This window comes from Deferrisoma palaeochoriense (assembly GCF_054656955.1).
Genome location: NZ_BAAHXI010000103.1, coordinates 1 through 7,321, shown reverse-complemented (window position 1 = coordinate 7,321; position 7,321 = coordinate 1). Strand labels below are relative to the sequence as shown.

Annotated in this window: 7 protein-coding genes; all 7 read right to left on the bottom strand. The window is 67.5% G+C overall.

Annotated elements, in window-relative coordinates; all coding sequences use genetic code 11:
• Nucleotides 1-99: 99 nt before the first annotated feature.
• Entirely contained in the window at nucleotides 100-1,854 is a 1,755-nt protein-coding gene (locus tag ACYQ8L_RS17615; RefSeq protein WP_459943130.1) for an aldehyde ferredoxin oxidoreductase family protein, read from the bottom strand.
• A gap of 18 nt (nucleotides 1,855-1,872) precedes the next feature.
• On the bottom strand, nucleotides 1,873-2,583 hold the full coding sequence (locus ACYQ8L_RS17610) for an ABC transporter ATP-binding protein (RefSeq protein ID WP_459943129.1): 711 nt from the start codon (nucleotides 2,581-2,583) through the stop codon (nucleotides 1,873-1,875).
• Nucleotides 2,580-3,305, bottom strand: coding sequence for an ABC transporter ATP-binding protein (locus ACYQ8L_RS17605; protein ID WP_459943128.1), 726 nt, complete (start codon nucleotides 3,303-3,305; stop codon nucleotides 2,580-2,582). The genes ACYQ8L_RS17610 and ACYQ8L_RS17605 overlap by 4 nt, the downstream gene beginning before the upstream one ends.
• Nucleotides 3,302-4,282, bottom strand: a complete 981-nt coding sequence (locus ACYQ8L_RS17600) for a branched-chain amino acid ABC transporter permease (protein WP_459943127.1) — start codon at nucleotides 4,280-4,282, stop codon at nucleotides 3,302-3,304. Before ACYQ8L_RS17600 ends, ACYQ8L_RS17605 begins: the two co-directional genes overlap by 4 nt.
• A gap of 3 nt (nucleotides 4,283-4,285) precedes the next feature.
• Nucleotides 4,286-5,176: a branched-chain amino acid ABC transporter permease gene (locus ACYQ8L_RS17595; protein ID WP_459943126.1), complete on the bottom strand. Its 891-nt coding sequence runs from the start codon at nucleotides 5,174-5,176 to the stop codon at nucleotides 4,286-4,288.
• Nucleotides 5,177-5,231: 55 nt separating this feature from the next.
• Nucleotides 5,232-6,467, bottom strand: a complete 1,236-nt coding sequence (locus tag ACYQ8L_RS17590) for an amino acid ABC transporter substrate-binding protein (protein ID WP_459943125.1) — start codon at nucleotides 6,465-6,467, stop codon at nucleotides 5,232-5,234.
• Nucleotides 6,468-6,557: 90 nt separating this feature from the next.
• On the bottom strand, nucleotides 6,558-7,321 hold a 764-nt coding region (locus ACYQ8L_RS17585; RefSeq protein ID WP_459943124.1), incomplete at its 5' end, for an aspartate aminotransferase family protein.

The following is a 7,321-nucleotide window of genomic DNA, read 5'->3' as shown; positions in this document are numbered from 1 at the left end:
CGTAGGGCTGACTGCTGGGACGCGTGGACGCAGAACCCTCGTGACACCCCTTCTTCGATTGCCCTGGGCTGCCGGGCCCCGTGGGGCCCGGCAGGGCCTCTACCGCGGTCTTCCCGCCGGGTCCCAGCCCCGACGTTCGTAGTACTCCCGCCGCATCCGCTCGAAATCCTCCCGCCGGAGGGCCGCCCCGGTTTCGGGCAGGGGCTCGTCGAAGAACCGCGGAGGGAGCCCGTCGTCCTCCGCGGTCAGCCCCTCCCGCAGGTTGAACCGCCGCACGGCGTCGGCGATCTGGCGGGCCGTGGCCTCCAGGGTCTCCCTCGTGCCGACCACCCCCAGCACGAGCCGGGCGATCTCCGCGAGCGGCTCCCACCCGTAAAAGTCCCGGTAGAACCGGCAGAGCACCAGCGCGTCCATGAGGGCCAGGCGGTCCTCGTAGTCCACCAGCAGGGCGGCCTTGCCCTCCACCTGGTCCGGGGCGATCTGGCCCGAGAGCTCGGCCTTGTAGAAGGTGGTGCGCAGGTGGCATGCGCCGCGGTCCGAGGTGGCGTACGCAAGCCCCATGCCCTGGAGCACCCGCGGGTCGTACCCCGCCGGCTCGAGGCCCTTCACGTGGATCGCCACGTTCTCCAGGCCCCACTCCCGGGCCGCGGCCCGGATCCCCCGGGAGAGCACCTCGCCGAGGCCCTCGCGCCGGGCGATCTGGCCGAGGAGCCGTTCGGCCGCCTCCACGTCGCCGAAGGGGATCCGCTCAGGGATGGCCCCCCGCTCGGAGGCCTCCATGGCGAAGGCCACCAGGTTCCCGGCGCTGATCGTGTCGAGCCCGAGCCGGTCGCACAGGTCGTTCAGGTGGGCCACCGCCTCGATCGGGGCGATCTCACACAGCCCCCCGAAGGCGTAGATGGTCTCGTATTCGGGCCCCTCGATCACGAGCCCCGCGTAGGGGCCCTCCTTGACCCGGCTCAGCTTCCCGCAGGCGAGGAAGCACCGGGCGCAGGCCCTGGGCTTCACCTCGCACCGGGAAAGGAGCGCGTCGGCCGAGATCTCGGCCGACCGGTCCCACCGGCCCTTGTGCCAGTACCGCGCCGGGAACGCCCCCACCGTATTGAGAAGCGCCACCATGTTGGGGGTGCCGTAGTTCCGGTAGGTCTGGGCCGCGGGGCTGCCCCGGTGCTCGGCCGTCACCCGGCGCGCGAAGGCCTTGAGCCCCTCGGGGTCGGCCACGGATTTCGCCCGGGTTCCGTGGAACACGATGCCCTTCAGGCGCTTCGAGCCCATGACCGCCCCGGCCCCGGTGCGGCCGGCGCAGCGCCATCTGTCGTTCGCCACGATGGAGAGGACCACCCCGTTTTCCCCGGCCGGGCCGATCACGCAGGCCCCGGCCCGGCCGGATCCCCCGAACCGCCCCACCAGGGCCTCCTCGGCGGCGTAGGTGTCGGCGCCCCAGAGGTCTTCGGCGTCGTGGAACCGGGCCTCGCCGTCGCCGACCTCGAGCACCACGGGGCCGTCGGCCCGGCCCAGCACCACCACGGCGTCAAACCCGCACCGGGCGATCTTCTCGGCGAGCTTCCCGCCGGAGTACGACTCCGAGAAGAACCCGGTCTGGGGGCTCTTCGTCACGAGGGCGTGGCGGCAGGACCCCGGCACCGGGGTTCCCGCCACCGGCCCGGCCAGCACGATGAGTGGGTTCTCGGGGGCCAGGGGGTCCACCCCCACCAGCCCGTGGCGTTCCAGGAGCCACACCCCGAGCCCCTTGCCCCCCCAGTACCCCCGGAGCACCTCCTCGGACACCTCCTCGGCCCGGCAGGCGCGGCGGGTGGCGTCGGCAACGAGAACGCGGCCGTAGAACCCGTGCATGGCGAACCTCCGTTCGTGTCAAAGCCCCAGGTAAGCCTGGCGGATCGCGGGGTCGGCCTCCAGTTCGGCCGGGGTGCCTTCGCGCACGACGCGCCCGTTTTCGATCACGTAGCAGTAGTCGGCCACGCGAAGGGCATGATGGACGTTCTGCTCCACCAGGAAGATCGTGAGGCCCTGGCGGTGGAGCCCCTGGATGATACCAAAGATCTCCTGGACCAGGATCGGTGCCAGCCCCAGACTCGGCTCGTCGAACATGATGATCCTGGGTTCCTGCATGAGGCCCCGGCCGATGGCCAGCATCTGCTGCTCTCCGCCCGACAACGTCTCGGCTCGCTGCGACCGGCGTTCCGCCAGGCGGGGAAAGAGTTCGTACACCCTCTCCAAGTTCCTTTTCCGGTTGGGGCGCGTCCTCGGAAGGTAGGAGCCCACCAGCAGGTTCTCTTCGACCGTCATCTGGGGGAAGAGTTGGCGTCCCTCGGGTACGAGGGTGATTCCGAGATCCGCCACCTGGTGCACCTCGAGCTCGTCCAGGGCCCGCCCGTCGTACCGAACCCGCCCCTTCCACGGCTTGACGAGTCCGCAGATGGTGCGGAGGGTGGTCGTCTTCCCCGCGCCGTTGGCGCCCAACAGGGTCACCAACCGCCCGGTCTTCACCGAAAGGGACACGTCCCAGAGGGCTTGCACGTCCCCGTATCCTGCCGACACGTGTTCGAGAACGAGTTCACTCATGCGGCGGCCTCCCCTAGGTAGGCCGAAATGACCTCGGGGTCCTTGGCAACCTGCTCCGGCGGGCCCTCTGCGATCTTGGCGCCGTAGTTGAGCACTACCACCCGGTGGCTGATGTTCATGATCACCCGCATGATGTGTTCGACGATGAGGATCGTGACGCCCCTGCGGTGCACGTCGAGGATCAGCTCGATCGTCTTGTCGGCCTCGGTGGGGTTCAGCCCGGCGACCACCTCGTCCAGCAGCAGGAGTCGGGGTTCCAGGCTGAGCGCCTTGGCGATCTCCAGACGCTTCCGGCCCGCCAGGGTCAGGCCGGAAGCCGGGTGGCGGGCCCGGTGGGCAAGCCCCGTGAGTTCAAGGATTTCCCAAGCCTTGCGCTCGGCGAGTCGTCTGGTGCGATGGTGGAGCAGGCAGGCCACCGTGACATTCTCGAGCACCGAAAGCCCGGCGAACGGCTTGACGATCTGGAACGTGCGGCCCACGCCCATCCTGGCCAGATGGAACGGTTTGCGCCCCGTCACATCGGTACCCTCCAATAGCACCTTCCCCTCCGTGGGACGGCAGTACCCGCTCACCACATTGAACAGGGTCGTCTTCCCGGCGCCGTTTGGGCCGATCAGGCCCACGATCTCGCCAGGAGCCAGGGAGAAGGTCACGCCGTCGAGGGCGCGGAGCCCTCCAAAGGCCATTGATACGTGGTCCACCTGCAGGATGGGCTGATTCACGGGGTCACCTCCCCGGCCGTTTCTTCGCTGGGCGGGCTCTCAGTTTCCGGGCTCCCGACTTCTCGATTCCGCCGGGACAGGAGCCCGACGAGGCCGTCGGGCAGGAACACGACGCTCAGGGCGATCACCACCCCGAGGATGATCAGATAAAGCACCTGGTAGTCCGAGAGATACGCCCAGAAAAAGGTCTTGAACGCGTACACCAGGACCGCCCCGATGGCCGGGCCCACCAGGGTCCCCAGGCCCCCGAACACGGCCATCACGACCGATTGGTCGGTCACGAGGTCGCCCAGCACGGATGCGGGATCGATGAACGTGATCCAATAGGCGTAGATGCCCCCCAAAACCCCGGCCGGAACCGTGGAGAGCACGAAGGCTTGGACCTTGATGACCGTGGGCTTGAGGCCGATGGCCATGGCGCCCTCCTCGTCCTCGCGGATGGCCTGCAATTTTAGGCCGAACGCCGAGCGCTCCAACAGGATCCAGAGCGTGGCGAAGATCGCCGCCACGGCGGCCCACATGAGGTAGTAGAAAAACACGGGGTGGAGGAACGGAGGCAGGCGCATCCCGTCCGGCCCGCCCGTGAAATCCAGGACCAGGGCCAACTGCTGGACGGCCCGTGACAGGGCCCAAGTGGCAATGGCGAAGTACGCGCCTTTGAGTCGCAGAGTCGGAAGGCCGGCGATCACGGCGGCGATCCCCGCAACAACCCCCCCGGCTCCCAGGGCCGCGGCAAACGGCCAATGGGCCCGCATCATGAGAATCGCCGTGGTGTACGCTCCGACCCCGAAAAATGCTCCATGGCCGAAATTGAGGTATCCGGTGTATCCCCCCAAAACGTCCCAGGCTATCGCGAGGCCGATCCACATCATGGCCTCCGTGATGACCCGCAACGCGAAGGTGTCCCGGACAAACAGGGGGAAGGCGGCGAACCCGATCGCGACGATCCCGGCCCATAGGGCTTTCGAACGGCCCATTCCTCACACTCCCTTCGCGAACAGCCCCTTGGGCGAGATGAGAAGGATCAGGTAGAGCAGCCCGAACACGGCGAGCAGCGTGTAACTGGGATTGCCGTAGATGAGGAACAGGGACTGAACCAGGCCAAGGAGGAAGGCGGCCCACGGCACCCCGGCCAGGTACCCCATGCCCGCCAGCACCACGACGAAGAAGGCGAGAATCGTGTAGTCGCCGCCCATCTGGGCGCTGATGGAGAAGATCGATCCGATCACCACGCCGGTCATGGCACTCACCCCGACGTGGAGTCCGTAGACCCAAGAGCTAATCCTCTTGGCGTTAATTCCCATGAGTCCCGCGGCGTCGCGGTTTTGGGCCAGCGCGCGCACGGCCAGGCCGAAGTTGGTGTGCTTCAAAAGCCAGTGGAGCACGATCATCACTACGAGGGCGTAACCGAACCCGAAAAGCCGGATCGCCGGAATGGTGACGAACAGGTTTCCGGTTTCGAGGAACAGGGACTTCTGAGCCAGGGCCGATGGAATCGAATGGCTGAAGAATCCGAACACCGTGAGACCCGCCCCCCGGATGGCGAGCATCAACCCGAAGGTGAACACGAGTCCCATGAGCACGGGGTTCCCGCGCCGGCCGCTGACCGCGCGGTAGATGACGGGCTGGATGGCGTACCCCACGCCCGTAAACGCCGCGAACACGACGGGTAGGAGCCACAGCGGATCGACCCCCGTCCACCCTTGCAGGTAATACCCCAGGAACGCCCCGAGCATGATCCACTCGCCCACGGCGAAGTCGATGATGTGCATGACCCCGAAGGCCAGGGAAAACCCGAGGGCCACGGTGATGTAGATGCCGCCGATGAGCAGGCCGTCCAACAGGGCCTGGGGAAGCAGTTGCCAGAGCACGGATTCCTCCACCGCTGCGGGCCGGGAGCCCAGGGCTCCCGGCCGTTACGCGAGACTAACGTTCGCTCCACGGGGTCATCGGGTACCGGGGCTTCGCCTCCGCGAACTCGGCCGGCGCCACAATCACGGGTTTGCCGCCCTGGATCTGCACCATCAGGGGCTCGAGCCCCACGTTGGCATGGTAGAACTCCCCCTCGTCGGCGAAGTCGATTTTGCCGTAGAAAGTTTCCACGACGAGGCCCTCCAGGGCCCGACGCAGGGCGTCGCGTTCGGCCTCGTCCAGGGGCGGCGTCACCCCGGCCTTCGCCAAGGCCGCCTGGAATGCGATGCCGGCGGCCGAGCACCCGGCCTGGGTGTAGTCTGCCGGAACCCCGAACTCCTTCTCGGCGGCCTCAGCGTATGCCCTGGCGTCCGGCCACAGAAGTTCCCCGTGGGTGGGGAGCGAGGGGGTCCAGACCGAGGCGCCGAAGACCTCCTCCGCGTCCTTGCCGAGCGCCTCCACGAACGCCGGTTCGGTGACCCCGTAGTGCATGAGGAGGGCTTTCGGCACGTAGTTGATCTGCCGGAGCGCCTTCACCAGGTTGATCAACTCTTCGTCATGACCGCCGAAGGCGATCAGGTCGGGGCGCATCACCTTGGCGGCGGAGAGAAGGGGGATCAGGTCCTGACCGCTCGGGACGATATTGTACTTGAGCACCTTAATGCCGTGGTCCTCGGCCGCCTTTTGAAAGGCTTCTGCGGTCGCCTTGGAAAACGCGTCGTTCGAGCCGAGGACGATGGCCGTCTTGGGCCTGGGTTGGAGGTTTGCTAAGGCCCCGATGGGGTGAGCCCCTGTGTAGTTCACCGGGGGGATCGTTCCAAAGGTATAAGCGAACTTCTGCCGCCAGATCAGGGGAGACTCTGCCGAGCCCGTGATCATCGGGATCTTGTACTTTTCGAGCACCGGCGCAACGGCCAGCGTGACGCCCGAGGAATAGGGGCCTAGGACGAAGTCCACCTTCTCCTGGGTGGCGAGGCGCTCGGCGCCGCTCGCCCCCTGGGAAGGTTCGGACTGGGCGTCGGCGTAGAAGAGCTTCACGCCGTAGCGCTTGCCCCCGATCTCGATGCCGCCCGCCTCGTTGACGGCCTTGGCCCACAGGTCGTACCCGCGCTTGGTGACGTTCCCCCCGGTGGCCAGGTCGCCGGACAGGGATGTGATGACCCCGATCTTGAAATAGTCCCGTGCCTGTTCGGCCCGGACCGGCAGGGCGAACAGGAAACCTGCTACCGCGAGTGCCAAGGTCTTTCTCATCGCTTCTCCTCCTCTTCCCGCTGAGGCCGCCGGGGGGCGGCCGGTGGTGGTTGGGGAGCGTCTCTCCGGCCCGCATCGGGCGTGGGCCGGCTAGGCACTCAGGGTCTTGAGCCCCTCTTCCAGGACGTCCAACCCACGATCCAGATCGTCCTCCTCGATGCACAGGGGGGGGAGCAGTCGCACGACGTTCCCGTACGAGCCCGCCTTGATCGTGATCACGCCCCGTTCTAGGGCGAAGCGGCCGAGGGCCTGGGTCAGTTCCGCCGCCGGTTCCTTGGTCTTGCGCTCCCTGACCAATTCGATTGCCATCATGGCCCCGAGCCCGCGCACGTCGCCCACGCAGGGGAGCGTTTCCTTCATCTGGAGGAAACGGTTCCGGATCCTCTCCCCGAGGGCCTGGGCCCGGCCGCACAGGTCCTCCTGATCAATGACTTCGAGTGTCGCGAGGGCCGCCGCGCACGACAGGGGGTTTCCACCGTAGGTGCCGCCGAGCCCCCCTACGGGAGGGGCGTCTAGGATCTCGGCCCTGCCGGTCACCCCGCTCAGCGGGAACCCGGAGGCCATGGCCTTGGCCGTGGTCAGGACGTCGGGCACGAGGCCGAGCTGCTCCGAGGCGAAGAGGGTGCCCGTGCGGCCGAACCCGGTCTGCACCTCGTCGGCCACCACCACGATTCCGTGCTCCCGGCAGATCTCGGCCACGCGGGTCACGAACGCCCGAGGCGGGACGACGAACCCCCCTTCGCCAAGGATCGGTTCCATGACGAGGGCGGCCACGGACTCCGGATCCACCCCGGTGACGAACAACCGCCGGAGATTCTCGGCGCACTCCAGGCTGCAGGTCTCGGGCCCTTCTG